Source organism: Rhodoferax sp. GW822-FHT02D07 (genome assembly GCF_058802405.1).
Genome location: NZ_JBXAOD010000001.1, coordinates 24009 through 48697 on the forward strand (window position 1 = coordinate 24009; position 24689 = coordinate 48697).

Sequence of the window (24689 nt, forward strand, 5' to 3'; positions counted from 1 at the left end):
CATGTTGCGCCGCGTCTGTTTGTCGGTGTTGCTGCTGGGCGCCCTGCTGCTGCAGGGGTGCGCCACCGTGAGCAACCCGGACCCGCGCGACCCGATCGAGTCTTTCAACCGCGGCATGTTCAGCTTCAACGATGGCGTGGACCGTGTGGTGCTCAAGCCTGTGGCTACGGTGTACCGCGACACCCTGCCCAGCTGGATGCGCAAAGGCGTGACCAACTTCTTTGGCAACCTCAGCGATGTCTGGTCTGCCATCAACACCGGGCTGCAGGGACGCGGCCAGGAATTTGGTGATAACGTGGGACGCGTCATGGTCAACAGCACCATAGGCTTGGGCGGCTTGATCGACGTCGCCAGTGATCTAAGTATCGATCGCCATCCCGCCAACTTCGGCCTGACGCTGGGCCGGTGGGGCGTGAGTCCCGGCCCCTACGTGGTGCTGCCTCTGCTGGGGCCGGCCACGCTGCGCGAGGTGGCGGCCTTGCCGGTGGATCAGCAGGGTAATCTGGTGACCCAGATGCCCGACGAGGCTACGCGCAACGCCCTCACCATCGTCAACGTGGTCGATACCCGGGCGAATTTCCTGGGTGCGGGCAATGTGGTGGACGGCGCGGCGCTGGATCGCTACTCTTTCATCCGTGATGCCTATTTGCAGCGCCAGCGCAATGCCGACTATGACGGCAACCCGCCCGAAGAGGAAAACCCGGATTCCAAGGAAAACACCGAGCCTTGAGGGGACATGCCGGCCCCGTGGCGCGGGGCCGGGCGGCTGTGGATAATGGGCTGCATTGGAGAACCCTGCATGATTCTGAGCAAACGACACCTGATGCGCGCCATGGCCTTTGCCGTGGCGGCTGGCGCTATGGCCTTTGTGCCGGCGGCGTACGCCGAAGACGAGGCGCCCGACGCCATGATCAAACGCCTGTCCACCGAGGTGCTGGACGCGATCAAGGCGGACAAGGCTATCAAGTCCGGCGATCTGGGCAAGGTTGTGGCTCTGGTTGACAGTCGCATCATGCCCAACGTCAATTTCCAGCGTATGACGGCTTCGGCTGTGGGGCCGGGCTGGCGCCAGGCCACACCCGAGCAGCAAAAACGCCTGCAGGACGAGTTCAAGACCCTGCTGGTGCGTACCTATGCGGGTGCGCTGGCCCAGGTCACCGACCAGACCATCGCCATGAAACCCCTACGCGCCGCGCCTGAGGACAAGGAAGTGGTGGTGCGCAGCGAGATCAAGGGCAAGGGTGACCCCATCCAGCTCGACTACCGCCTGGAGAAAACCCCCGGTGTGGGCGCGGGCTGGAAGATCTATAACCTCAATGTGTTGGGCGTGTGGCTGGTGGAAACTTACCGCAGCCAGTTTGCCCAGCAAATCAACGCCAAGGGCCTGGACGGCCTGATTGACGCCCTGGCTGAACAGAACAAGGCCAACGCCAAGAAAGGCTGATGTGCTGAACTTGCCCGCCACCCTGACCCAGGAAGTCGCCCACAGCTGCCTGGACACCCTGCGTTCTGGCCTCTCGGCCGAGCCGCAGACCATTGTGGTGGACGGTGCCTCGCTGCAGCGTTTTGACTCCTCGGCTCTGGCCGTGTTGCTGGAGTTGCGCCGCGAGTGCGCCCGGGTGGGCAAGCAGTTTGCGGTGCGTGGCCTGCCCGCGCGCCTGCGTGACCTGGCCGCTCTGTACGGGATTGAAGGCCTGCTGACCGCTGCCTGAGTCAGCCCGCGTAAAATGGCCGGTTCCCATGCCAGCCATATCCTTCCAATCCGTCTCCAAAGCCTACGCCTCGCCCAAAGGCCCCAAGGGCAGCACCTTTAAAGCCTTGGACCAGGTCAGCCTGGACATTGAGGAGGGCGAGTTCTTCGGCCTCCTGGGGCCCAACGGCGCCGGCAAAACCACCATGATCAGCATCCTGGCCGGGCTCACCCGCGCCAGCAGCGGGCGCGTCAGCGTCATGGGCAGCGATGTGCAGTCGGCCTACGCCGATGCGCGCCGCAAGCTCGGCGTGGTGCCGCAGGAACTGGTGTTTGACCCCTTCTTCAACGTGCGCGAAATGCTGCGCATCCAGTCCGGCTACTTTGGCGTCAAGAACAACGACGCCTGGGTGGACGAACTGCTCGAAGGCCTGGGCCTGACCGACAAGGCCAACGCCAACATGCGCCAGCTCTCGGGTGGCATGAAGCGCCGTGTGCTGGTGGCGCAGGCATTGGTGCACAAGCCGCCCGTCATCGTGCTGGACGAACCCACGGCCGGTGTGGACGTGGAACTGCGCCAGACCCTGTGGCAGTTCGTCGCCACGCTCAACAAGCAGGGCAGCACCGTACTGCTGACCACCCACTATCTGGAAGAGGCCGAGGCCCTGTGCGGGCGCATCGCCATGCTCAAGACCGGCAAGATCGTGGCGCTGGACAAGACCAGCGACCTGCTCAAGGCGGCCAGCAGCAATGTGCTGCGTTTCAAGACCGGCGATGCCTTGCCGATCGAGTTGGCGGCGCGTGCGCGCATCACCGGGCGCATCGTGCAACTGCCGGCACACAACGCGCTGGAGATTGAGCAGTACCTGGCCGCCGTGCGCCAGGCCGGCGTGACGGTGGAAGACGTGGAAATCCGCAAGGCCGATCTGGAGGATGTGTTCCTCGATGTCATGGGCAATACCGAGGAGGTCGGCGCATGAACGGCTGGCAAACACTTCTCTATAAAGAGACTCTGCGCTTCTGGAAGGTCGGCTTTCAAACAGTCGCGGCCCCCGTGTTGACGGCCCTGCTGTACCTGATGATTTTTGGTCATGCGCTCGGCGACCATGTGAAGGTTTACGAGACCATCAGCTACACCGCCTTTCTGGTGCCTGGCCTGGTGATGATGAGCGTGCTGCAGAACGCTTTTGCCAACAGCTCGTCCTCGCTGATCCAGAGCAAGATCATGGGTAACCTGGTGTTCCTGCTGCTTACGCCGCTGTCGCACTGGAGCTGGTTCTTTGCCTATGTGGGTTCCAGCATCGCGCGCGGTTTGGTAGTGGGTGCTGGCGTCATGCTGGTCACGGTGTTTTTCACACCGATCCATTTTGTCGCACCACTGTGGATTCTGGCCTTCGCCTTCATGGGCGCCGCCCTGTTGGGCACACTGGGACTGATTGCCGGCCTGTGGGCCGAGAAGTTCGACCAGCTCGCGGCCTTCCAGAACTTCATCATCATGCCGATGACGTTTCTGAGCGGCGTGTTCTATTCCATTCACTCGCTACCCGCCTTCTGGCAGGGCGTGAGCCACCTCAACCCCTTCTTCTACATGATTGACGGATTCCGTTTTGGCTTCTTTGGCCAAAGCGATGTGTCCCCCTGGCTCAGCCTGGGCATCGTCGGCGTCGCACTGGCAGTGACCAGTGCCGTGGCGGTGCACCTGCTGCGTACGGGCTACAAGATCCGCAGCTGATTGTTTTCTCCATGACCGCAGACCAACTCCAAGCGCTGATCACTGCCGGCCTGTCCTGCGAGCTGTGCCAGCTCGAAGGCGATGGCCGTCATTGGTACGCCACCATCGTGTCCCCCGCCTTTGAGGGCAAGCGCCTGATCCAGCGCCACCAGCAGGTCTATGCCACGCTGGGCAGCCGCATGCAGACCGACGAGGTGCACGCCCTGTCGATGAAGACCTACACCCCGGCCGAATGGGCCGCGCAATCCGCCTGAGCCCGCCATGGACAAACTTCTGATTCGTGGCGGCAACCGGCTCTCCGGTGAAGTCCTGATTTCCGGTGCCAAGAACGCCGCCCTGCCCGAGCTGTGCGCCACGCTGCTGACGGCCGATCCGGTCACGCTGCTGAATGTGCCGCGCCTGCAGGATGTTTCCACCATGCTCACGCTGATCCGCAATATGGGTGTGCAGGTGGAGCAGGGCGCCGACGGAGCCGTGCATATCAACGCCGGCCCGCTGAATTCGCCCGAAGCCCCCTACGAGCTGGTCAAGACCATGCGCGCGTCCGTGCTCGCGCTGGGCCCACTGCTGGCGCGCTTTGGTGAGGCCACGGTGTCCCTGCCCGGTGGCTGCGCCATCGGCTCGCGTCCCGTGGACCAGCACATCAAGGGCCTGCAGGCCATGGGCGCCGAGATCGTGGTCGAACACGGCTACATGATCGCCAAGCTGCCCAAGGGCTGGACACGCCTGAAGGGCGCGCGTATTGCCACCGACATGGTGACCGTGACCGGGACCGAGAACTTCCTCATGGCCGCCGCGCTGGCCGAGGGCGAGACGATTCTGGAAAACGCTGCCCAGGAACCTGAAATTCCTGATCTGGCTGAAATGCTCATCAAGATGGGCGCCAAGATCGAAGGCCACGGCACCAGCCGCATCCGTATTGAAGGCGTGGAAAAGCTGCACGGCTGCACCCACCAGGTGGTGGCCGACCGCATTGAAACCGGCACCTTCCTCTGCGCCGTGGCGGCTACTGGTGGTGAGGTGGTGCTCAAGCATGGCCGTGCCGACCATCTGGATGCCGTCATCGACAAGCTGCGCGATGCCGGCGCCACGGTGGAAGCCGTGGAGGGTGGTATCCGCGTCAAGTCCGAAGGCCGCCTCAAGGCGCAGAGCTTCCGCACGACGGAGTACCCCGGCTTTCCCACCGACATGCAGGCCCAGTTCATGGCGCTCAACGTCATCTCGCAGGGCGCCAGCAAGGTCACCGAGACCATTTTTGAGAACCGCTTCATGCACGTCAACGAGCTGGTGCGCCTGGGCGCACACATCCAGACCGATGGCAAGGTGGCAGTGATCGAGGGCGTGGAGAAGCTGTCTGGGGCCACCGTGATGGCGACCGACCTGCGGGCCTCGGCCAGTCTGGTGATTGCCGGCTTGGTGGCCGAGGGTGAAACCATGGTGGACCGCATCTATCACCTGGATCGCGGTTACGACCAGATGGAAGCCAAGCTGCGTGGCATCGGCGCCGACATTGAGCGAATCAAATGAGCACAGAAATGATCACCCTGGCCCTGTCCAAAGGCCGCATCTTTGAAGAAACCGTGCCCCTGCTCAAGGCAGCCGGCATCGAGGTGCTGGACGACCCCGAGAAATCGCGCAAACTGATTCTGGCCACCAACCAGCCGCATGTGCGCCTGCTGGTGGTGCGCGCCACCGACGTGCCCACCTATGTGCAGTACGGCGGGGCCGACCTCGGCATTACCGGCAAGGACACCTTGCTGGAGCACGGCAGCCAGGGCCTGTACCAGCCGCTGGACCTGCAGATCGCCAAGTGCCGCATCAGCGTGGCCGTGCGTGCCGACTTTGACTACGCCTCCGCCGTTAAGCAGGGCTCGCGCCTCAAGGTCGCCACCAAGTACGTGGCCATTGCGCGCGACTTCTTTGCCAGCAAGGGCGTGCACGTAGACCTGATCAAGCTCTACGGCAGCATGGAGCTGGCGCCCCTGGTGGGCCTGGCTGATGCCATCGTCGATCTGGTGTCCACCGGCAACACGCTGAAGGCCAACCACCTGGTCGAGGTAGAGCGCATCATGGACATCAGCTCGCGCCTCGTCGTGAACCAGGCTGCGCTCAAGCTCAAGCAGGAACCCATCCGCAAGATCATCGAAGCCTTTGCCGGCGCGGTGGGCAAGTAAACACTCTTTGAATTTGCTATGACTTTTGTAGCTGCTCCCGCACTGTTGACGACGGCTGATGCCCAGTTTGAGGCCCAATTCAAGGCGCGGCTGCACTGGTCTGCCGACACCGATGCGGCCATCGAGCAGCGCGTGGCCGACATCCTGGCCGATGTGCAGGCCCGAGGCGACGCCGCCGTGCTGGAGTACACCGCCCGTTTTGACGGCCTGAGCGCACCCAACATGCAGGCGCTGGAGCTGACGCAAACCGAGCTGAAGGCCGCGTTCGACAGCATCCCCACCGCGCAGCGCGAAGCACTGCAGGCCGCTGCCGCCCGCGTGCGCCGTTACCACGAGGCGCAAAAGAAGGCCTCCGGCGAGAGCTGGACCTACCGCGACGAAGACGGCACGCTCTTGGGCCAGAAGGTCACGCCGCTGGACCGCGTCGGGATCTATGTGCCCGGCGGCAAGGCGGCCTATCCATCCTCCGTGTTGATGAACGCCATTCCCGCCCACGTGGCCGGGGTGGGCGAAATCATCATGGTCGTGCCCACGCCCAAGGGCGAGAAAAACGCCCTGGTGCTGGCCGCTGCCTATGTGGCCGGCGTGACCCGCGCCTTCACCATCGGTGGCGCGCAAGCCGTGGCCGCGTTGGCCTATGGCACAGAGAGTATTCCCGCCGTGCACAAGATCACCGGCCCCGGCAACGCCTACGTGGCCGCTGCCAAGCGTCGTGTGTTTGGCACCGTGGGCATCGACATGATTGCCGGCCCCAGCGAAATCCTGGTGCTGGCCGATGGCACCACGCCGCCCGACTGGGTGGCCATGGACCTGTTCAGTCAGGCCGAGCACGATGAGCTGGCACAAAGCATTCTGCTGTGCCCCGATGCGGCCTACATTGCCCAGGTGCAGGCGTCCATCGACCGCCTGCTCAACGAAATGCCCCGCGCCGAGATCATCGCCAAGAGCCTCACCGGCCGTGGCGCGCTGATCCACACGCGCAGCATGGAAGAGGCCTGCGAGATCAGCAACCGCATTGCGCCCGAGCATTTGGAAGTGTCCAGCAACGACCCGCACAAGTGGGAGCCGCTGCTCAAGCACGCCGGCGCCATCTTCCTGGGCGCCTACACGTCCGAGAGCCTGGGCGACTACTGCGCGGGCCCCAACCACGTGCTGCCCACCAGCGGCACTGCACGCTTCAGCAGTCCGCTGGGTGTGTACGACTTCCAGAAACGCAGCAGCCTCATCGAGGTGAGCGAGCAGGGCGCGCAGGGGCTGGGCCAGATTGCCAGCGTGCTGGCGCATGGCGAAGGCCTGCAGGCCCATGCCCGCGCGGCCGAGATGCGCCTCAAATAAACGCGTAAGAATGGACGCTACCGGACGACCAACCCCCATGCGCCTTCAACACACACTCTTCACCGCCCTGCGCGCTGCGCTGGCCATCGGCCTGGGCGCAGCCCTTGCCTTACCTGCCAGCGCCATGACCATTCGCGAAATGCGCGCGCTGGAAAAGACCGAGAAGCAAGGCAGCACCTATAGCGACTACTACCTGGTCGGCGTCATGGAAGGCGCCGTCGAGGCGCAGACCCAGGCCTCGCGCGCCGGTGCTCAGCCCACCATCTGCCTCAACGGGCGGCGGCTGGAGCCCAGCATGGCCAAGAACCTCTACACCACCGAACTCAAACGCAACGCCGACCTCTACGAGGCCGACATGCCAGTGCAGATGGTGCTGGTGAACGCGCTCAGCACGGTCTACCCCTGCTAGCGCGGGGGCTGGGCTTAGTAGCTGTAGCGCATACCCAGCGTGGTGGCGCTCACCCGCTCGTTCTTGCCGGGGTACTTCACATAGTGCTCGTCGTACTGCAGCACGCCCGACCAGTTGGTGCTGAGGTGGTACTCCGCCCCCAGTCCATACGACCAGTCAAAACCGCGTTCCGTGCCCGTGGTCACGCCAGATGCGGGGCTGGCCGACACATCGGTACGGGCGTAGGTGGTCCCGACCTTGCCCAGCAGGTTGAAGCTGGGGCTCAGCGGCAGGCGGCCAATCAGGCTCAGGTTCAAGCCATCTACTTTGGTGGTGCCGCCTGACCGGTTCACCGACCCGAAGTCGGTGTAACCGATCTCCACGCCGTAGTTGCTGTTGTTGAAATAGTTGCCCAGGTACAGGCCGTAGGCGCCGGACTGGTTGCTGCCGCCCCAGTTGCCAAAGCCCGTGATGGGGCGCGACAAATCGGCCGAGCCACCGTTGAGGCCGAAGTAGCTGGACCCTGGGGTGCGCGCATTGTTCAAGCTCAGACCTGAACCCGAACTGGTGTTGGCGGTGCTGCCGTCGCTGGTGGTCGTGGTGTTTTGTGCCAAGGCCAGGCCGCCTGTGAGCAGGGCGCTCATACCCAGCAACAGGCTTGCCGACCGGAGTCGGCCCGAGGGAGTGTGGAGTGTGTGCATGATGACGGATTCCTCGTAGAAGGGTGAAACACCCGTCCACTGTGGATTTTTCGCCGTTCACGCTCTGTGCGATACCGTGCACAACAGAACATGGAAGGTAAGCAGTTGCAACACGCGATGCGGGTGGCTAACCTCTTCTCTGCTAATTTGCTATTGATTTGGTAGCTGCTTGCGCATATTCCACGCGGGCTAAGGACCTCTTTTATTCAAATCGTCAGCGCCGCCCGTCCCCAGAGCGATGAGAGCCAAAGCCAGAGCGCTACGTTGAGCAGCACCGTCGCCCAGAACACGGCGCGAAACGCCGGCTTGACCGACTTGTGCCGCAGCCACTGCTGTGCCAGCAGCGCCCCCGGCCAGCCGCCTGCCAGCGCCAGCAGGTGCAGCGTGGATTCCGCCGTCCGCCACCGCCCGGCCCGCGCCGCCGCCTTGTCCCAGGCGTAGACCGTGAAGGTGAGCAGACTCATGCTGGCGTAGAAAGCTGCGACCCACCGCGGAACTCCCCACGCCAGCGTCACGGCCAGGTACAAGCAGGCGAAGGCGGGGAGGGGCCACAGCGCAGCGTTACCGCGCGAACCAGATCGGCTGGCACCCATGTCAGATTGCCGGAGCTTCATCCAACCGCAGGTACATATGCACCTTGGCCTTGTAGCCTGTGGGCGTGGCAATCGCCATGGGCTCGGTGCCGAAGGCGTGGAAGCCGCAGCGGGTGTACAGGGCGATGGCGGCCGCATTGCCTTCGGTCACCGTGAGCGTGACAAGGTTGACTCCGGCACGCGCGCGGGCTGCTGCCAACGCGGCTTGCACCAACTGGTGGCCTGCGCCCAGCCCGCGGCACGAGGCGTCCACAAACATGCCGATTAGATGCGCCTTGTGGCGCGTTTTGCTGCGCTCCGAGAACTCCATGGTGGCGGTGCCGACCAGGCGACCGTCGTGAAACGCCCCCAGTCCCACACTCAGCCCCTTGGGGTCGGCCAGCCGCTGCACCCACCAGGCGTCTGGCAGCGCGGCGCGCTCTTCGGGCGTGGAGGTGAACGCATCCGGCTCGGCTGCGTAGGCGTGCAGCATGAGGGTGCGGTAGGTGGGGGCGTCGGCGGCGGTGAGTGGGGCGATGTGCATGGGGCCAAGTTCTGTGCTGGTCAATGGAGTGCTATGTCTAGAAACCATCTCAATGCAAAGACGGTGAGCCGTATTGCTGCAAACACCAGAAATCCAAACCAGATGGATCTCCATTTGGATCGGAATAGCCCGTTTTCATGGTGGAACTGGTTGTGAGTGTCGGATAACAGGTGTCGCACAACGATCCACCATAGGAAAACTTGTGGGATGTATGGGATGAGTTGGGAGATAAAGTCGGGCGGTACGACCAGAATCATGCAGATCCAGAGTGCGACCAGTGGTGTGAACCAAATCAACACGCGTCGGAATTTTTGGGGGTGACCGATCACCTGCAAGTCGCGATAGGTTAGCAGGAGGATGGCTAGTGGCCCACCTGAGAGACCTGCCAATGCGAGTCCGCTTGCGCTGTTGATTCGAGGCCTGCTATTGGGCTGATTCACTTTTTCCTCTCTCGATTGTTTGGCCGGACTATAGCGAGGTCTGGATACGTCGCAGCCCCCTTTGCTGTCGAAGATGTCAAAAATACACGAATTTCGTGTAACACGAATTTCGTGTAAACTGCATCCAAGATGAAAAACGTCACCATCACCGTCGAAGACGCCACCCTGGAGTGGGTGCGCATCGAGGCTGCCAGGCGCAATACCAGCGTGTCGCGGCTGGTGGGGGAGATGCTGACGGACAAGATGCAGCATGACGATGCCTACGCCCGCGCGCAGCGGGATTGGGTGGCGGATACCTCCTCGTTCAGTTCGGGCGGCCGGGCCTACCCCGTGCGGGAGCCGTTGAATGGCTAGCGCTTTGCCGGACCGCGGTGCGGTCGTCTTTGTGGACACCAATGTGCTGTTGGCGGCGGACGATGCCTTCGACGCGCAAAAGCAAGCCCGCGTGCGCGACTGGTTGCAGGCGCTGTGGGCGCGCCGGGCTGGGCGCATCAGCACGCAGGTGCTCAACGCCTATTACGTGGGTGCCACCCAGCATTTCGCCATGCCGCAGGGCGACGCGCGGGCCAAGCTGCGCCGCTACCAGCTCTGGCAGCCCTGGCAGATCGACCACCAGACGGTGGAAACCGCCTGGGGCGTGGAGGCGCGCTTTGGCCTGCCGTACTGGGACGCGCTCATCGTGGCCGCCGCGGCGCAAAGCGGCGCCAGCCACGTGCTCTCCCTGGACCTGCAGCATGGCCAGCAGATCGATGGCGTGACCATCCTCAGCCCCCTGCAGGCCGCGCCCGCCGATCTGGCGCTGACCGATTAACTTTTAGAAAGCCCTCGCATGACCACTGCCATCGACACCGCCGTGAACGCGCTGATTGCGCGCCGCATCCGCCAGGACGTGCAGGGCATGCACGCCTATGCGGTGCAGGAGTCCAAGGGCATGGTCAAGCTCGACGCGATGGAGAACCCCTTCTCCCTGCCGCCCGAGTTGCAGGCCGCGCTGGGCCAGCGCCTGGGCGCCCTGGCGCTGAATCGCTACCCCGATGGCCGCGTCAACGACCTGCGCACCGCGCTGGCCGCCTACGCCGACATGCCTGCCGGCTGCGAGATCATGCTGGGCAACGGTTCGGACGAACTCATCAGCCTGCTGGCCATGGCTTGCGATGTGCCGCCCGCGCCCGGCGCCGCCAAACCAGTGATCCTGGCGCCGGTGCCCGGTTTTGTGATGTACGCCATGAGCGCGGCCCTGCAGGGGCTAGACTTCTGTGGCGTGCCGCTGACTGCCGACTTTGCCCTGGATGTACCCGCCATGGTGGACGCCATCGCCCGCACGCAGCCCGCCATCGTTTACCTCGCCTACCCCAACAACCCCACGGCCAATCTGTGGGATGTGGCCGACATGCGCGCCGTCGTGGCCGCTGCCCGCGCGGCCGGCAGCATCGTGGCGGTGGACGAGGCCTACCAGCCCTTCTCCAGCCGCAGCTGGCTGGACGAAATGCACGCCCAGCCGTTGGATAACGCCCACGTGCTGCTGATGCGCACCCTCTCCAAATTCGGCCTGGCCGGCGTGCGCCTAGGCTACATGGTCGGTCCTGCCGCGCTGGTGGCGCAGGTGGACAAGGTGCGCCCGCCCTATAACGTGAGCGTGCTGAACTACGAGTGCGCGCTGTTTGCGCTGGAACACCAGGATGCTTTTGCGGCCCAAGCCCGCGAAATCTGTGCGCAACGCGCTATCCTTTTGGAAGCATTGCGCAAGTTGCCGGGTGTGAAAGCCTGGGACAGCGATGCCAATATGGTGCTGGTGCGCTTCGCCGGTGAGGGCGAGCCTGCACAAAAAGTGTTCGACGGCCTGAAGGCGCGCGGCGTTCTGGTCAAGAACGTTTCTAAAATGCACCCATTGCTGGCCCAATGTTTGCGTTTCACCGTTGGCACCGCCGACGAAAATACCCGTTTGCTGAAGGCCCTGCAGGAAATCCTATGAGCACCCCGAACTACCCTCTCACAGAAGTGACCGCTGCTGCGGCCCCCCGCATTGCGGAAGTGACGCGCAATACCGCCGAAACCAAGATCCGCGTGCGCGTGAATCTGGACGGCACCGGCCAGGCCCGCCTGGCTACGGGTATCGGCTTCTTCGACCACATGCTCGACCAGATCGCCCGCCACGGACTCATCGATCTGGAAATCGAGGCCGACGGTGACCTGCACATCGACGGCCACCACACGGTGGAAGACGTGGGCATCACCCTGGGCCAGGCCTTCCACAAGGCCATTGGCGACAAGAAGGGTATCCGCCGCTACGGCCACGCCTATGTGCCGCTGGACGAGGCCCTCTCCCGAGTGGTGATCGACTTCTCGGGCCGCCCCGGGCTGGAGCTGAATGTGCCTTTCAAGAGCGGCATGATCGGCGCGTTCGACACGCAGCTGACGCACGAGTTCTTCCAGGGCTTTGTGAACCACGCCTTTGTGACCCTGCACATCGACAACCTGAAGGGTGAGAACGCCCACCACCAGGCCGAGACCGTGTTCAAGGCCTTTGCGCGTGCGCTGCGTTCGGCCATCGAGTTTGATCCACGTGCGCTGGGCGTCATCCCGTCCACCAAGGGTTCGCTCTGATTTTCAAGAGAAATTGGCTGCCAGCCCGCATGGAATATGCGCAAGCAGCTACCAAAAACGTAGCATAGAGAAAGCAGCATGAAAAAGGTCGCGGTCGTCGATTACGGCATGGGCAATCTGCGTTCGGTCACCCAGGCAGTGATGCACGTGGCCGCCGATGCAGGCGTGGACGTGGTCTGGGCCCGTACGGCGCAGGAAGTGATGGACGCCGAGCGCGTGGTGTTGCCCGGCCAGGGCGCCATGCGCGACTGCATGCGCGAGCTGCACGACTCCGGCATGTTTGACGCTGTCATGCACGCCGCTGCCAACAAGCCGCTCATGGGCGTGTGTGTGGGCATGCAGATGCTGCTGGACCGCAGCGATGAACAGGACACCGCCAGCCTGGGCCTGATCCCCGGCAAGGTGGTCAAGTTCGAGCTGGCGGGGCAGACGCAGCCCGACGGCAGCCGCTACAAGGTGCCCCAGATGGGCTGGAACCAGGTCTGGCAAACCAACAACGGCGGCGTGCCTCGCCACCCCGTGTGGGGCGAGGTGCCCGATGGCAGCTACTTCTACTTTGTACACAGTTACTACGCCCGACCGTCAGATGCACGCCACAGCGTAGGTGAGACGGACTACGGCCAGCGCTTCTCGGCGGCGATTGCACGCGATAATATTTTTGCAACCCAATTCCACCCCGAAAAGAGCGCAGAACACGGCTTGGCCCTGTACCGCAACTTCCTTCACTGGAACCCCTGATTCACTCAACCCTTGCCGCATTTCTGCACCTGGCAACGCGTTCCGCTTTTCCTCCAACCCTGAAGCACCATGCTTTTAATTCCTGCAATTGACCTCAAAGACGGCCACTGCGTTCGCCTCAAACAAGGCGATATGGACCAATCCACCACTTTCGGCGAGGACCCCGCGGTCATGGCCCGCAGCTGGGTGGACAAGGGCGCGCGCCGCCTGCATCTGGTGGACCTGAACGGCGCCTTTGCCGGTCACCCCAAGAACGAGCAGGCCATCCGCAAGATCCTGAAGGAAGTGGGCAGCGAGATCGATGTGCAGCTGGGTGGCGGCATTCGTGACCTGGACACCATCGAGCGCTACCTCGACGCCGGCCTGCGCTACGTCATCATCGGTACCGCTGCGGTCAAGAACCCCGGCTTCCTGCAGGACGCCTGCACCGCCTTCGGCGGCCACATCATCGTCGGCCTGGACGCCCGCGACGGCAAGGTGGCTACCGACGGCTGGAGCAAGCTGACCCGCCACGACGTGATCGACCTGGGCAAGAAGTTCGAGGACTACGGCGTCGAATCCATCATCTACACCGACATCGGCCGCGACGGCATGCTATCGGGCATCAACATCGACGCCACCGTCAAGCTGGCACAGGCCCTGACCATCCCCGTCATCGCCTCCGGTGGCCTGTCCAACATGGCCGACATCGAAGCCCTGTGTGCGGTGGAAGACGAGGGCGTGGAAGGCGTGATCTGCGGCCGCGCGATTTACAGCGGGGATTTGGACTTTGCAGCTGCTCAGACACGCGCTGACGAGCTCAACGGCTGATGCTGGCCAAACGCATCATTCCTTGCCTGGATGTGACAGGCGGCCGGGTTGTCAAAGGCGTGAACTTTGTCGAGCTGCGCGACGCCGGTGACCCGGTGGAAATCGCCGCCCGCTACAACGACCAGGGCGCCGACGAACTCACCTTTCTGGACATCACCGCGACCAGCGACGGCCGCGACCTGATCCTGCACATCATCGAAGCCGTGGCCTCGCAGGTCTTCATCCCGCTGACCGTGGGCGGGGGCGTGCGCGTGGTCGAAGATGTGCGCCGCCTGCTCAATGCGGGTGCCGACAAGGTCAGCTTCAACTCCGCCGCCATTGCCAACCCGCAGGTGATTGAAGATTCCTCCCTCAAGTACGGCGCGCAGGCCATTGTGGTGGCCATCGACGCCAAGCGCCGTTCCGACGAAGACGCCGCCACGCGCGGTCCCGGCTGGGATGTGTACAGCCACGGCGGACGCAAGAACACCGGCCTGGACGCCGTGGCCTGGGCGACCGAGATGGCCCGCCGTGGTGCTGGAGAGATTCTGCTCACCAGCATGGACCGCGACGGCACCAAGAGCGGTTTTGACCTCGCGCTGACGCGCGCCGTGGCCGACGCCATCAGCGTGCCTGTGATTGCCAGCGGCGGCGTGGGCAACTTGGACCACCTGGCCGACGGTGTGCAGCAGGGCGGTGCCGACGCGGTGCTGGCCGCCAGCATCTTCCACTACGGTGAATACACCGTGGGCCAGGCCAAGGCCCGCATGGCCGAGCGCGGCATTCCGGTGCGCGCATGAGCTGGCTCGATGCTGTCCGCTGGGACGCCCAGGGCCTGGTGCCCGTGATCGCGCAGGAGCAGGGCACGAACGACGTGCTCATGTTCGCCTGGATGAATCGCGAGGCGCTGGAGAAAACCGCCGAGCTGGGCCGCGCGGTCTACTTCAGCCGCTCACGCAACAAGCTCTGGTTCAAGGGTGAGGAGTCCGGCCACGTGCAGACCGTGCACGAAATCCGCCTGGACTGCGACAACGACGTGGTGCTGCTCAAGGTGACCCAGCTGGGCCACGAGCCCGGCATCGCCTGCCACACGGGCCGCCACAGCTGTTTTTTCAGCGTGTTAAAAAACGGCGTCTGGCAGGCCGTCGATCCGGTCTTGAAAGACCCCGAATCCATCTACAAATAAGCGTATGTCTCCCCCCACCTCCCAGGATTCCCTGGCCGCCCTGGCCGCCGTTATCGAAAGCCGCAAGCCCGGCAACGGTGGCGACCCGGACGCGAGCTACGTCTCCCGCCTGCTGCACAAGGGCCCCGACGCCTTCCTGAAGAAGATTGGCGAAGAAGCGACCGAGGTGGTCATGGCGGCCAAGGATGCCGACCACGGCGGCGACGCGAGCAAGATCGTCTACGAGGTAGCCGATCTCTGGTTCCACAGCATGGTGGCGCTGGCGCACTACGGCCTGTCGCCCGCGGACGTGATTGCCGAGCTGGAGCGCCGCGTGGGTACCAGCGGTTTGGAAGAAAAAGCCCTGCGCAAGGCGATTGCGCGGGACAGCGAATCCAAGTAGCAGGAGGTTCTCCATGCCCGATGACGATTCCTTGAGCAAGGTACCGGCCAGTGTGAGCATGGAGCAGCTGCAGTCGCTCAACACGGTGGGCACCATCAGCTATGTGCTGCACCTCATCGTGGCGGTCAGCGCTTTCATCCCCGGTGGCCAGTTTGGCGTGGCGCTGCTGCTGGCCGCGCTGATTCTGGATATGGTCAAGCGCGATGACGCCGCAGGCACCTGGCACGCCTCCCATTTCCGCTGGCGCATCCGCTCGGTGCTGATCGCCGGCCTGCTCTACATCGTCACGGCGCCACTCTGGCTCCTGCTCATCATTCCGGGCTTTGTCGCCTGGGGGCTGGTGTCGCTGTGGTTCCTCTATCGCATCATCAGCGGCTTCATCGCCATGAACAAAGGACAGGAGATTGGTGCATGACTGCACACGGCCATACCGCCCACGACCCGAACTGCATCTTTTGCAAGATCGTCGCCAAGCAGATTCCGTCCAAGGCGGTCTACGAGGATGAGCAGGTCTACGCTTTCCATGACATCAACCCCTGGGCACCGGTGCATTTCCTGCTGATCCCGAAGGCCCATATCCCCAGCATGGCCCAGGTCGGGCCCGAGCACGGAGCCCTGTTGGGCCACATCATGGGTTTGGTGCCCAAGCTGGCGCTGGAGCAGGGCTGCAACCCCTACCCGGAAGGGGGCTATCGCGTGGTGACCAATACTGGCGCCGAAGGCGGGCAGGAAGTGCATCACCTGCACTTCCACGTCATGGGCGGTCCACGCCCTTGGGCGCGAGGATGAGCGGCTTTACTTGCCGCGACTAGAATTCAACACATCGTTAGGAGTTAATCATCATGGGTTCTTTTTCTATCTGGCACTGGCTGATTGTTTTGCTGATCGTCGTCATGGTCTTCGGCACCAAGAAGCTCAAGAACATCGGCTCCGACCTGGGCGGCGCCGTCAAGGGCTTCAAGGACGGCATGAAGGACGGTGGCACCGCAGCTGCTGACGACAAGCCTGCCGCTCCCGCGCAGCAAGTCACCAACACTGCAGCTGCTGACAAGACCACGATCGACGTGGAAGCCAAGCAAAAGAATTAAGCGAAGCACTGCGTGATTGATCTCGGCATATCCAAGATGGCGCTGATCGGCGCGGTGGCGCTGGTCGTCATCGGGCCCGAGAAGCTTCCCAAGGTGGCCCGCACCGTGGGCACCCTGCTGGGCAAGGCGCAGCGCTATGTGGCTGACGTCAAGGCCGAGGTCAACCGCTCCATGGAGCTCGACGAGCTAAAGAAGATGCGCGAGACGGTGGAAGGTGCCGCCCGCGACGTGGAAAGCAGCATCCAGACACAGGCCAGCGACTTCGAGAAGTCCTGGACCGACGCCACCGACGCCGCGCTGGAGCCGGAGCCCCTGCAGTACAAACACCCCCGCAAGAACTGGCGCCTGAAACAGGGCGCCACACCGCAGTGGTACAAGGCCCGCAATGGCGTGCGGACCAAGGCGCAGTCGGGCGCGGCGCGCGTGGCGCGCTTCCGGCCTCCGGGTCTGCGCTAAGTCGCCCTCACTTTCCCCCCCCCCATGGCATCAGACAACCAACCGCAAGACGAGCTTGCCGGCACCGAGCAGCCATTTGTGCAGCATTTGATGGAGCTGCGCGACCGCCTGCTCTATTCCATCTATGGGATCGTGTTGGCCACGGCCGCGTTGGCGATTTGGCCCGGTCCATCCCGTTTGATGGATTTTGTGGTTCACCCAATTTCTGCGCATCTGCCACCGGAGACACCGAAGATGATCGCGACGGGCGTCATCTCACCTTTCTTCATTCCGCTCAAGATACTGATGTTGGCTGCCATTCTTTTGGCGCTGCCCTGGTTGATCTACCAAGTCTGGCGGTTCGTGGCCCCAGGTCTATATAAGCATGAAAAGAACTTTGTACTGCCACTTATCCTGATGGGTAGCGTTCTGGCCTACTCGGGAATGGCGTTCGTGCAGTTCTTTGTGTTGGACAGGGTATTCGCGTTTGTGCAGCAATTCACGCCGGCATCGGTACAAGCTACGCCCGACATCGCCAATGCCGTGGAGTTCATTCTCTCCATGTACATTGCGTTTGGTGCTGCGTTTCAAGTTCCCGTGGTGGTCATTTTGGTGGCTCGAATGGGACTGGTCAGCATCGAGAAGCTCAAGGGCTTCCGCAGCTACTTCATCGTGGTGGCCTTTGTGGTGGCCGCCATCGTCACCCCGCCCGACGTGGTGTCCCAGCTGGCGCTGGCGATTCCCATGTGCATCTTGTACGAACTGGGTATCTGGGCTGCGGTGATCTTCATCAAGAAAACCCAAGCCCCGCCGGAAGAGGCGCCGGCTACGGATGCATCCTCCTAGCCGGATAAGGGTCTGAATGGCCCTTGGCCCCCGTGGATAGTGCGCAAAAAACTCCTGAATTCATAGCAAAAGGCGACCCGTAGGTCGCCTTTTTTTGTGCCCATCGTTCAGGGTCGGCGGGGTTTACCGCGCCGGTGTCGCCTTGGGCTTGGGGCGTACACCGGGAGTCACGTTGAGTTGCAGCTTCTGGTTCTTGCGCTCGACAGTGAATGCCGCCGGCGTACCGGGCTTGAGCGAAGCCACGATGGAGAGCAGCTGTGTGACATCGGCCACGGGCTTCTCGGCAATGCTCAGGATCACGTCACCCGGGCGCACGCCGGCCTGGGCGGCAGGACCGTTTTGCAGCACGCCCGTGATGATCACGCCTTCCTTGGTCTTGACGTCGAAAGTCTCGGCCAATTCGGGTGACAGATCGTTGGGTTCCACGCCAATCCAGCCGCGTGTGACCTGACCGTCCTTCACGATACCGTCCAGCACCATCTTGGCTGTGGCCACGGGGATGGCAAAGCCAATGCCCATGCTGCCGCCCGAGCGGGAGTAGATGGCGGTGTTGATGCCCAGCAGGTTGCCGTGCGTGTCCACCAGCGCGCCGCCCGAGTTGCCGGGGTTGATGGCGGCGTCGGTCTGGATGAAGTTTTCGAAGGTGTTGATGCCCAGCTGGTTGCGGCCCAGCGCGCTGACGATGCCGCTGGTCACGGTCTGGCCCACGCCAAAGGGGTTGCCAATGGCCAGGACCTGATCGCCCACTTGCAGGTTGTCGGAGTTGCCCAGCACGATGGTGGGCAGCTTGTCGAGCTCGACCTTGAGCACGGCGAGGTCGCTGTCCGGGTCGGTGCCAATCACCTTGGCGGGGGCATGGCGGCTGTCGTTGAAGAAGACTTCGATCTCGTCGGCGCCTTCGATCACGTGGTTGTTGGTCAGGATGTAGCCACTGGGGCTGACGATGACGCCGCTACCCAAGCCGCCCTGGGGTTCGTTGCCCTGGTCGCCATAGAAGAACTTGAACCAGGGGTCGTTGGCATTGGGGTTCTTGGTGGCGGCCTTGCTGGTGTTGATGCTGACCACGGCGGCCGAAGCCTTCTGCGCCGCCAGACGGAAGCTGCCGGGCGGTGCTTCGCCGGGTTCGCCGCCCGGGGCTTCCAGCAGGGCGATGGTGCCGCTGGCTGCTGTGTGCCCCAGCCATTGGGGTTTGAGGGTGGCGACCACGAAGTAGGCGGCCAGCAACACGGTGGTGGTCTGGGAAAACAGCAACCAGAGACGTTTCATGAGGGAGTCCAGCAGAGGGCGCCGAGAAGCGCCACAGGCTGCAAATTGTAGGCGCCCGGCGGCGGGCGTTACAGTGCGGAACTGCTGCCATGCCCACCATCTGGATCCAACCCGACGCTCCGCCCAAGCCCGCCGAGGGCGCGGCCTGCAATGGCTGCGGGGTCTGCTGCCTGGCCCAGCCCTGCCCGTTGGGCATGCTGCTGTCCGGGCGGCGCCAGGGCGCCTGTACGGCCTTGCGCTGGGATACCCCGGCGGCCGTGTACCGCTGCGGCGCCATCACCGAGCCGCAGGCCGTGTTGACCCAGTCCCTGCCACCGTGGCTGCGCGGGCTGGCGCCCGCCCTGTCGGCGCTGCTGGGGCGGCTGGCTCGGCGCTGGATTGCTGCGGGCCAGGGCTGCGACAGCGACTGGCAGCCCCCCGCCTCAACGACAATGCCAGCTTCAACCGACGACAGAGCGCCATGACAGACCGCATCACACTGCTTGCCCATCTGGACACCTTGCTCCAGCCCGAGCGATTCAAGGACTACGGCCCCAACGGCCTGCAGGTGGAAGGGCGCGCGCAGGTGCGCAAGATCGTCTCCGGCGTCACGGCCAGTCTGGCCCTGATCGAAGCGGCCGTGGCGGCGCAGGCCGATGCCATCTTTGTGCACCACGGCCTGTTCTGGCGCGGGCAGGATGGCCGGGTGACCGGCTGGATGCGCCAGCGCCTGGGCCTGCTGCTGGCGCATGACATCAATCTCTTTGCCTACCACCTGCCGCTGGACGCCCACCCTGAGTTGGGCAACAACGCCCAACTGGGGCGGGTGTTGGGTCTGCAGGGGGATGCGCGCTTTGGCGAGCAACAACTGGGGTGGCTGGGAAGCCGCGCAGGTGGCGAAGGCTTTGCCGATGCCCGGGCGTTGACGACGCATGTGGAGAAAGCATTGAATCGGCCTGCAACCCTTGTGGATAGTTCGCAAAGAGCTATTAAAAACATAGCGTGGTGCACTGGCGGAGCGCAGGGCTACTTTGAAGCGGCCATTGCTGCCGGGGCCGACGCCTACATCACCGGCGAGATTTCCGAGCCCCAGGCTCACTACGCGCGCGAGTGCGGCGTGGCCTACATCGCCTGCGGCCACCACGCCAGCGAACGCTACGGCGCGCCGGCTGTGGCAGCCCACGCAGCGGCAGCGCTGGGCCTGGAACACCAGTTCATCGACATCGACAACCCCGCATAGACACGATGCATCCGATTGCCATCACCCTGGGCGATGCTGCCGGCATCGGCCCCGAAATCATTGCCAAGAGCTATCTGGAGCAGTCCGAGTCTTTGGAAGGCTGTTTCGTGGCCGGAGACGTGCAGGCCATGCGCCGCGCGCTGGCCACCGTACAGGGCGGGGCGGGGCCGCTGCCCGTGGTGCAGATCTCCACGCCTGCCGAGGTGGCTGATTTGCCCCCGCGCTGCCTGCCGGTGCTGCAGGTGGGCGAGGCCCTGCCGCCGGTGGCGCTGGGCCAGGTCAGCGCCGCTGCGGGTGAGTTTGCCGGCCGCTGCGTGATGTGGGCGGCTGATGCCGCCTTGCGGGGTGAGGTGGCCGCGTTGGTGACTGCGCCGCTGCACAAGGAAGCGCTCTCTGCTGCTGGCGCCCCGTACGACGCCTTCCCCGGCCATACCGAAATGCTGCAGGCCGCCGCTGCGCGCCATGCGGGTGTGGCGGTGGATGCCATGCCGGTGCGCATGATGCTGGCGAACGACGAACTGCGCACGGTGCTGGTGAGCATCCACGTGTCCCTGCGTGACGCGCTGGCGGCCGTGACGCACGACAACGTGTTGCAAACCATCCTGATCACCGACGCCGCGCTGCGCCGTACGCTGGGCCGGGCCCCGCGCATTGCGGTGGCGGGCGTGAACCCGCATGCGGGGGAGGGTGGTCTCTTCGGCCGTGAGGAGCTGGATACCGTGATTCCGGCGGTGGAGGCAGCGCGCGCGCAGGGATGCCAGGTTTTTGGCCCCTACGCGCCGGACACCGTGTTCATGCGGGCCCGCAACGCACCTGGCCACCCGGGCGAGTTCGACGCGGTGGTGGCCATGTACCACGACCAGGGCCTGATTCCGGTGAAGTACCTAGGGGTGGAGCAGGGCGTGAACGTGACGCTGGGCCTGCCGCTGGTGCGTACCAGCCCGGACCACGGTACCGCGTTTGACATTGCCGGAACGGGCCAGGCCGATCCGTCCAGCTTGCTGGCGGCCATCCGCATGGCGCGGCAGCTCTGCCAAGCGGCCACGTCATAAGAAAAGGGGGCATCAGCCCCCGTATTCATTGCGCAAACAGCTACTGAATTGATAGCGTTTTGCGCTGCCTCCTAGCTTATTTCTTGAGGCTGTCGCGGATTTCACGCAGCAGTAGCACGTCTTCGGGTGTTACCACGGGTGCGGGTTCGGCGGCCGGGGCTTCCTTCTTCAGGCGGTTGATCTGCTTGACCATCAGGAAGATGATGAAAGCCAGAATCGCAAAGTTCACCGCCACGGTGATGAAGTTGCCATAGGCAAACACCGGCACGCCGGCCTTTTTGAGGCCTGCCAGCGTTGCATCGGTGCCCGGCGGCACGGCGCCCAGCACCACAAAGAGGTTGGAGAAGTCCAGCTTGCCGATCACTGCGCCCACCAGCGGCATGATCAAGTCGCCCACCACAGAGTCCACGATCTTGCCGAAGGCGCCACCGATGATCACACCCACGGCGAGGTCGATGACATTGCCCTTGACCGCGAAGTCCTTGAATTCTTGAATCATTCCCATCGCTGCATGCTCCAGAGTGTTTGAAAGGTGCCAAGTATTACCCACAAAACAGGGGTAAACCAGAGCGGTCGGGCCCATGGGCGCGTTGAATAACCCTACTGCCGTCAGCTACAATGCCCGCTTACCCCTACTAGCGATGTTCATTGAGGATTCTCATGAGTGAAACCCTTGTCGACACCAAACAGATCGACGCCAGCAAGCGGACGTGGTTGATTGCTTCCGGCTGCGCTGGTGCAGTGGGCGGCGTTGCAACCGCCGTCCCCTTTGTGAGCACCTTCCAGCCCTCCGAGCGCGCCAAGGCCGCCGGTGCTGCCGTGGAAGTGGACATCGCAGACATCAAGCCCGGTGAGAAAAAGACGGTGGAATGGCGCGGCAAGCCGGTCTGGATCGTGCGCCGCACGCCTGAACAGGTGGCCGCACTCCCCAGCCTGGACGCTGAGCTCGCCGACCCAAAGTCCGAGCGCAAGCCCAATGAACTGACCCCCGAATACGCGCGCAACGAAGGCCGCTCTATCAAGCCCGAAGTGTTTGTGGCCGTGGGCATCTGCTCCCACCTGGGTTGCTCGCCCTCCGACAAGTTCCAGCCCGGTGCCCAGCCCTCGCTGCCCGACAGCTGGAAGGGCGGTTTCCTCTGCCCCTGCCACGGTTCCACCTTTGACATGGCCGGTCGCGTGTTCAAGAACAAGCCCGCGCCGGACAACCTCGAAGTGCCGCCGCACATGTACCTGTCCGACAGCAAGTTGCTGATCGGCGAAGACAAGAAAGCCTGAGGACCGACGACATGGCGACATTCAAGGAAATCTCTCCCAACGCCTCGGCTGGCGAAAAGGTGACGAACTGGTTTGAAAACCGCTTCCCCACCGCCTTCGATGCCTACCGCGTCCACATGTCGGAGTATTACGCTCCGAAAAACTTCAACTTCTGGTACATCTTTGGTTCGCTGGCCCTGCTGGTGCTGGTGATCCAGATCGTCACCGGCATTTTCCTGGTGATGCACTACAAGCCCGACGCCAACCTGGCTTTCGGCTCGGTTGAGTACATCATGCGCGACGTGCCATGGGGCTGGTTGATCCGCTACATGCACTCCACCGGCGCCTCGGCATTCTTTGTGGTGGTCTACCTGCACATGTTCCGTGGCCTGCTCTACGGCAGCTATCGCAAGCCGCGCGAGCTGGTCTGGATCTTCGGCTGCGCCATCTTCCTGTGTCTGATGGCCGAAGCCTTCATGGGCTACCTGCTGCCCTGGGGCCAGATGTCCTACTGGGGTGCCCAGGTGATCGTGAACCTGTTTGCCGCCGTTCCCTTGGTCGGTCCCGACCTGGCGCTGCTGATTCGCGGTGACTACGTGGTGGGCGATGCGACCCTGAACCGCTTCTTCAGCTTCCACGTGATCGCTGTGCCCCTGGTCCTGCTGGGCTTGGTGGTGGCGCACTTGCTGGCGCTGCACGATGTGGGCTCCAACAACCCCGATGGCATCGAGATCAAGGGCCCCAACGCTCCCCGCGATGCGGCTGGCCACCCCCTGGACGGCGTGCCCTTCCACCCCTACTACACGGTGCATGACATCTTTGGCGTCAGCGTGTTCCTGATGGTGTTCACCGCCATCATCTTCTTCGCACCCGAGTTCGGTGGCTACTTCCTGGAGTACAACAACTTCATCCCGGCTGACCCGCTCAAGACCCCGGCCCACATCGCCCCGGTTTGGTACTTCACGCCCTTCTATTCGATGCTGCGTGCCATCACCAGCGAGATGATGTACGCGCTAATCGCCTGCGTGCTGGGTGCTGCTGCTTTCAGCATCTTCAAGTTCAAGATGCCCGTGATCTTCAAGGGCGTGTTGGCTGGTGCCGCCGTGGTGGCGACTGTGCTCATGCTCTCCATCGACGCCAAGTTCTGGGGTGTGGTGGTCATGGGTGGCGCGGTCATCATCCTGTTCTTCCTGCCATGGCTGGACCACAGTCCGGTCAAGTCCATCCGCTACCGCCCCGATTGGCACAAGTACCTCTACGGCATCTTCGTGATCAACTTCGTGGTGCTGGCCTACCTGGGCGTGCAGCCGCCGTCCCCCATTGGTGAGCGTGTCTCGCAAGTGGGCACCCTGTTTTACTTCGGCTTCTTCCTGCTGATGCCCTGGTGGAGCACGCTGGGCGAGTCCAAGCAGGTGCCTGACCGTGTGACCTTTGCGGCCCACTGAGCGCCGGAGACGACTGACATGAAAAAAATCCTCATCACTCTGTTGGCCGCCGTCGGCTTCGTGGCTGGTGCCCACGCCTCGGGCGGTGGCATTCCGCTGGACAAGGCCCCGATCAAGACCAATGACCTGGTGTCCCTGCAAAACGGTGCCAAACTGTTCGTCAACTACTGCCTGAACTGCCACTCGGCAGCCTTCATGCGCTTCAACCGCCTGAAGGACATTGGCCTGACGGACCAACAGATCAAGGACAACCTGCTCTTCACCACTGAAAAAGTGGGTGAGACCATGAAGGCCGCCATTGATCCCAAGCAGGCCAAGGAATGGTTTGGTGCCAATCCGCCCGACCTGACTGTGATCGCCCGTTCGCGTGCCGGTGCTGGTGGTTCGGGTGCAGATTACCTGTACACCTACCTGCGCACCTACTATCCTGACGAAACCAAGGCTACCGGTTGGAACAACCTGGTGTTCCCCAGCGTGGGCATGCCCCACGTGTTGTGGGAACTGCAGGGCAAGCGCGAACCTCAATACGATGTGCGCGAAGAACACGGCCACGAGGTTCATGTGCTCACCGGCTGGAAGCAACTGACCCCCGGCACCATGACGCCTGTGCAGTACGACCAGGCCATCGGGGATCTGGTGAACTATCTGCAGTGGATGGGCGAACCGGCCCAGAATACCCGTGTGCGTGTGGGCGTCTGGGTGTTGTTGTTCCTGGCTGTGCTGACCTTGTTCACATGGCGTCTGAATGCGTCGTTCTGGAAAGACGTCAAGTAAGCGTATCGTGCTGTCGCACGGGCCCTGAGGGCCTG

35 protein-coding genes are annotated in these 24689 nt (G+C 63.3%); 30 read left to right on the plus strand and 5 right to left on the minus strand.

Annotated features, from left to right (window positions below; genetic code table 11):
• Position 1: 1 nt before the first annotated feature.
• The 10 genes from AC1RNN_RS00110 to AC1RNN_RS00155 all read left to right on the plus strand — a co-directional run bounded on the left by AC1RNN_RS00110 (position 2) and on the right by AC1RNN_RS00155 (position 7340).
• Positions 2–730: an MlaA family lipoprotein gene (locus tag AC1RNN_RS00110; RefSeq protein WP_493087019.1), complete on the plus strand. Its 729-nt coding sequence runs from the start codon at positions 2–4 to the stop codon at positions 728–730.
• Between the two features lie 93 nt (positions 731–823).
• Positions 824–1444 carry an MlaC/ttg2D family ABC transporter substrate-binding protein gene (locus tag AC1RNN_RS00115; RefSeq protein ID WP_493087099.1) on the plus strand — a complete coding sequence of 207 codons (621 nt, stop codon included), beginning with the start codon at positions 824–826 and terminating at the stop codon, positions 1442–1444.
• Position 1445: 1 nt separating this feature from the next.
• Positions 1446–1712, plus strand: a complete 267-nt coding sequence (locus tag AC1RNN_RS00120) for an STAS domain-containing protein (protein ID WP_493087017.1) — start codon at positions 1446–1448, stop codon at positions 1710–1712.
• Positions 1713–1740: 28 nt separating this feature from the next.
• A complete protein-coding gene (locus tag AC1RNN_RS00125) occupies positions 1741–2670 on the plus strand; it encodes an ABC transporter ATP-binding protein (RefSeq protein ID WP_493087015.1) in 930 nt (309 codons plus the stop codon).
• Positions 2667–3422: an ABC transporter permease gene (locus tag AC1RNN_RS00130; RefSeq protein ID WP_493087013.1), complete on the plus strand. Its 756-nt coding sequence runs from the start codon at positions 2667–2669 to the stop codon at positions 3420–3422. Before AC1RNN_RS00125 ends, AC1RNN_RS00130 begins: the two co-directional genes overlap by 4 nt.
• Positions 3423–3433: 11 nt before the next feature.
• Positions 3434–3676 carry a BolA family protein gene (locus AC1RNN_RS00135; protein ID WP_493087011.1) on the plus strand — a complete coding sequence of 81 codons (243 nt, stop codon included), beginning with the start codon at positions 3434–3436 and terminating at the stop codon, positions 3674–3676.
• Between the two features lie 7 nt (positions 3677–3683).
• Positions 3684–4949, plus strand: a complete 1266-nt coding sequence (gene murA, locus AC1RNN_RS00140; RefSeq protein ID WP_493087009.1) for a UDP-N-acetylglucosamine 1-carboxyvinyltransferase — start codon at positions 3684–3686, stop codon at positions 4947–4949.
• Between the two features lie 8 nt (positions 4950–4957).
• Positions 4958–5596 (plus strand): ATP phosphoribosyltransferase, encoded by a 639-nt coding sequence (gene hisG / locus AC1RNN_RS00145; RefSeq protein ID WP_493087097.1) that lies wholly within the window; start codon positions 4958–4960, stop codon positions 5594–5596.
• Positions 5597–5614: 18 nt separating this feature from the next.
• A complete protein-coding gene (hisD, locus tag AC1RNN_RS00150) occupies positions 5615–6931 on the plus strand; it encodes a histidinol dehydrogenase (RefSeq protein WP_493087008.1) in 1317 nt (438 codons plus the stop codon).
• Positions 6932–6968: 37 nt separating this feature from the next.
• Positions 6969–7340 (plus strand): Rap1a/Tai family immunity protein, encoded by a 372-nt coding sequence (locus AC1RNN_RS00155; RefSeq protein ID WP_493087006.1) that lies wholly within the window; start codon positions 6969–6971, stop codon positions 7338–7340.
• A 14-nt stretch (positions 7341–7354) separates the two neighbouring features.
• Here the strand turns inward: AC1RNN_RS00155 and AC1RNN_RS00160 are convergent, their stop codons facing one another.
• From AC1RNN_RS00160 to AC1RNN_RS00170, 3 genes are all read right to left on the minus strand, one after another.
• A complete protein-coding gene (locus tag AC1RNN_RS00160) occupies positions 7355–8020 on the minus strand; it encodes an outer membrane beta-barrel protein (protein ID WP_493087005.1) in 666 nt (221 codons plus the stop codon).
• 206 nt (positions 8021–8226) lie between these two features.
• Positions 8227–8484, minus strand: coding sequence for a DUF1294 domain-containing protein (locus tag AC1RNN_RS00165; RefSeq protein ID WP_493087004.1), 258 nt, complete (start codon positions 8482–8484; stop codon positions 8227–8229).
• Between the two features lie 130 nt (positions 8485–8614).
• Positions 8615–9136 (minus strand): GNAT family N-acetyltransferase, encoded by a 522-nt coding sequence (locus AC1RNN_RS00170; RefSeq protein WP_493087003.1) that lies wholly within the window; start codon positions 9134–9136, stop codon positions 8615–8617.
• Between the two features lie 569 nt (positions 9137–9705).
• Here AC1RNN_RS00170 and AC1RNN_RS00175 point away from each other — a divergent pair.
• The 14 genes from AC1RNN_RS00175 (at position 9706) to tatC (ending at position 17644) form a co-directional block, all read left to right on the plus strand.
• Positions 9706–9930 carry a CopG family transcriptional regulator gene (locus tag AC1RNN_RS00175; protein ID WP_493087001.1) on the plus strand — a complete coding sequence of 75 codons (225 nt, stop codon included), beginning with the start codon at positions 9706–9708 and terminating at the stop codon, positions 9928–9930.
• Positions 9923–10387 carry a PIN domain-containing protein gene (locus tag AC1RNN_RS00180; protein ID WP_493086999.1) on the plus strand — a complete coding sequence of 155 codons (465 nt, stop codon included), beginning with the start codon at positions 9923–9925 and terminating at the stop codon, positions 10385–10387. Before AC1RNN_RS00175 ends, AC1RNN_RS00180 begins: the two co-directional genes overlap by 8 nt.
• An 18-nt stretch (positions 10388–10405) precedes the next feature.
• The gene (gene hisC, locus AC1RNN_RS00185) at positions 10406–11548 is read left to right on the plus strand and encodes a histidinol-phosphate transaminase (protein WP_493086997.1); all 1143 of its coding nucleotides are present in this window, start codon (positions 10406–10408) and stop codon (positions 11546–11548) included.
• On the plus strand, positions 11545–12180 hold the full coding sequence (hisB, locus tag AC1RNN_RS00190; protein ID WP_493086996.1) for an imidazoleglycerol-phosphate dehydratase HisB: 636 nt from the start codon (positions 11545–11547) through the stop codon (positions 12178–12180). The genes hisC and hisB overlap by 4 nt, the downstream gene beginning before the upstream one ends.
• Before the next feature lie 78 nt (positions 12181–12258).
• Positions 12259–12918, plus strand: a complete 660-nt coding sequence (hisH, locus tag AC1RNN_RS00195) for an imidazole glycerol phosphate synthase subunit HisH (protein WP_493086995.1) — start codon at positions 12259–12261, stop codon at positions 12916–12918.
• A 69-nt stretch (positions 12919–12987) separates the two neighbouring features.
• Positions 12988–13728, plus strand: a complete 741-nt coding sequence (hisA, locus tag AC1RNN_RS00200) for a 1-(5-phosphoribosyl)-5-[(5-phosphoribosylamino)methylideneamino]imidazole-4-carboxamide isomerase (RefSeq protein WP_294765972.1) — start codon at positions 12988–12990, stop codon at positions 13726–13728.
• Entirely contained in the window at positions 13728–14507 is a 780-nt protein-coding gene (hisF, locus tag AC1RNN_RS00205) for an imidazole glycerol phosphate synthase subunit HisF (RefSeq protein ID WP_493086993.1), read from the plus strand. Before hisA ends, hisF begins: the two co-directional genes overlap by 1 nt.
• A complete protein-coding gene (gene hisI, locus AC1RNN_RS00210) occupies positions 14504–14893 on the plus strand; it encodes a phosphoribosyl-AMP cyclohydrolase (RefSeq protein WP_493086991.1) in 390 nt (129 codons plus the stop codon). The genes hisF and hisI overlap by 4 nt, the downstream gene beginning before the upstream one ends.
• A 4-nt stretch (positions 14894–14897) precedes the next feature.
• Positions 14898–15275, plus strand: coding sequence for a phosphoribosyl-ATP diphosphatase (locus AC1RNN_RS00215; protein ID WP_493086989.1), 378 nt, complete (start codon positions 14898–14900; stop codon positions 15273–15275).
• A 13-nt stretch (positions 15276–15288) separates the two neighbouring features.
• Positions 15289–15690 carry a DUF4870 family protein gene (locus AC1RNN_RS00220; RefSeq protein ID WP_493086987.1) on the plus strand — a complete coding sequence of 134 codons (402 nt, stop codon included), beginning with the start codon at positions 15289–15291 and terminating at the stop codon, positions 15688–15690.
• Positions 15687–16064 carry a histidine triad nucleotide-binding protein gene (locus AC1RNN_RS00225; RefSeq protein WP_493086985.1) on the plus strand — a complete coding sequence of 126 codons (378 nt, stop codon included), beginning with the start codon at positions 15687–15689 and terminating at the stop codon, positions 16062–16064. The genes AC1RNN_RS00220 and AC1RNN_RS00225 overlap by 4 nt, the downstream gene beginning before the upstream one ends.
• A 53-nt stretch (positions 16065–16117) precedes the next feature.
• Positions 16118–16363 carry a Sec-independent protein translocase subunit TatA gene (gene tatA, locus AC1RNN_RS00230; protein ID WP_493086983.1) on the plus strand — a complete coding sequence of 82 codons (246 nt, stop codon included), beginning with the start codon at positions 16118–16120 and terminating at the stop codon, positions 16361–16363.
• A gap of 12 nt (positions 16364–16375) precedes the next feature.
• A complete protein-coding gene (gene tatB, locus AC1RNN_RS00235; RefSeq protein WP_493086981.1) occupies positions 16376–16819 on the plus strand; it encodes a Sec-independent protein translocase protein TatB in 444 nt (147 codons plus the stop codon).
• 24 nt (positions 16820–16843) lie between these two features.
• Positions 16844–17644, plus strand: coding sequence for a twin-arginine translocase subunit TatC (gene tatC, locus AC1RNN_RS00240; RefSeq protein WP_493086979.1), 801 nt, complete (start codon positions 16844–16846; stop codon positions 17642–17644).
• Positions 17645–17767: 123 nt separating this feature from the next.
• Here tatC and AC1RNN_RS00245 read toward each other — a convergent pair whose 3' ends face one another.
• A complete protein-coding gene (locus AC1RNN_RS00245; protein WP_493086977.1) occupies positions 17768–18910 on the minus strand; it encodes a S1C family serine protease in 1143 nt (380 codons plus the stop codon).
• A gap of 89 nt (positions 18911–18999) precedes the next feature.
• On the opposite strand from AC1RNN_RS00245, the gene AC1RNN_RS00250 reads away from it, so the two are divergent.
• From AC1RNN_RS00250 to pdxA, 3 genes are read left to right on the plus strand one after another with little or no spacing between them, the layout of a single operon-like run.
• Positions 19000–19374 carry a hypothetical protein gene (locus tag AC1RNN_RS00250; RefSeq protein ID WP_493086975.1) on the plus strand — a complete coding sequence of 125 codons (375 nt, stop codon included), beginning with the start codon at positions 19000–19002 and terminating at the stop codon, positions 19372–19374.
• Complete coding sequence (locus AC1RNN_RS00255) at positions 19371–20129, plus strand: Nif3-like dinuclear metal center hexameric protein (RefSeq protein ID WP_493086973.1); 759 nt, start codon at positions 19371–19373, stop codon at positions 20127–20129. The genes AC1RNN_RS00250 and AC1RNN_RS00255 overlap by 4 nt, the downstream gene beginning before the upstream one ends.
• Positions 20130–20134: 5 nt before the next feature.
• Positions 20135–21181, plus strand: a complete 1047-nt coding sequence (gene pdxA / locus AC1RNN_RS00260; protein ID WP_493086971.1) for a 4-hydroxythreonine-4-phosphate dehydrogenase PdxA — start codon at positions 20135–20137, stop codon at positions 21179–21181.
• A 76-nt stretch (positions 21182–21257) separates the two neighbouring features.
• Here the strand turns inward: pdxA and mscL are convergent, their stop codons facing one another.
• Complete coding sequence (gene mscL / locus AC1RNN_RS00265) at positions 21258–21686, minus strand: large conductance mechanosensitive channel protein MscL (RefSeq protein WP_493086969.1); 429 nt, start codon at positions 21684–21686, stop codon at positions 21258–21260.
• Positions 21687–21841: 155 nt separating this feature from the next.
• On the opposite strand from mscL, the gene petA reads away from it, so the two are divergent.
• Genes petA through AC1RNN_RS00280 form a run of 3 tightly spaced genes read left to right on the plus strand, consistent with a single transcriptional unit; the run spans position 21842 to position 24654 of the window.
• The gene (gene petA / locus AC1RNN_RS00270) at positions 21842–22456 is read left to right on the plus strand and encodes a ubiquinol-cytochrome c reductase iron-sulfur subunit (protein ID WP_493086968.1); all 615 of its coding nucleotides are present in this window, start codon (positions 21842–21844) and stop codon (positions 22454–22456) included.
• An 11-nt stretch (positions 22457–22467) separates the two neighbouring features.
• Complete coding sequence (locus tag AC1RNN_RS00275; RefSeq protein WP_493086966.1) at positions 22468–23880, plus strand: cytochrome b; 1413 nt, start codon at positions 22468–22470, stop codon at positions 23878–23880.
• Positions 23881–23898: 18 nt separating this feature from the next.
• Complete coding sequence (locus AC1RNN_RS00280) at positions 23899–24654, plus strand: cytochrome c1 (RefSeq protein WP_493086964.1); 756 nt, start codon at positions 23899–23901, stop codon at positions 24652–24654.
• The last annotated feature ends 35 nt before the right edge of the window (positions 24655–24689 follow it).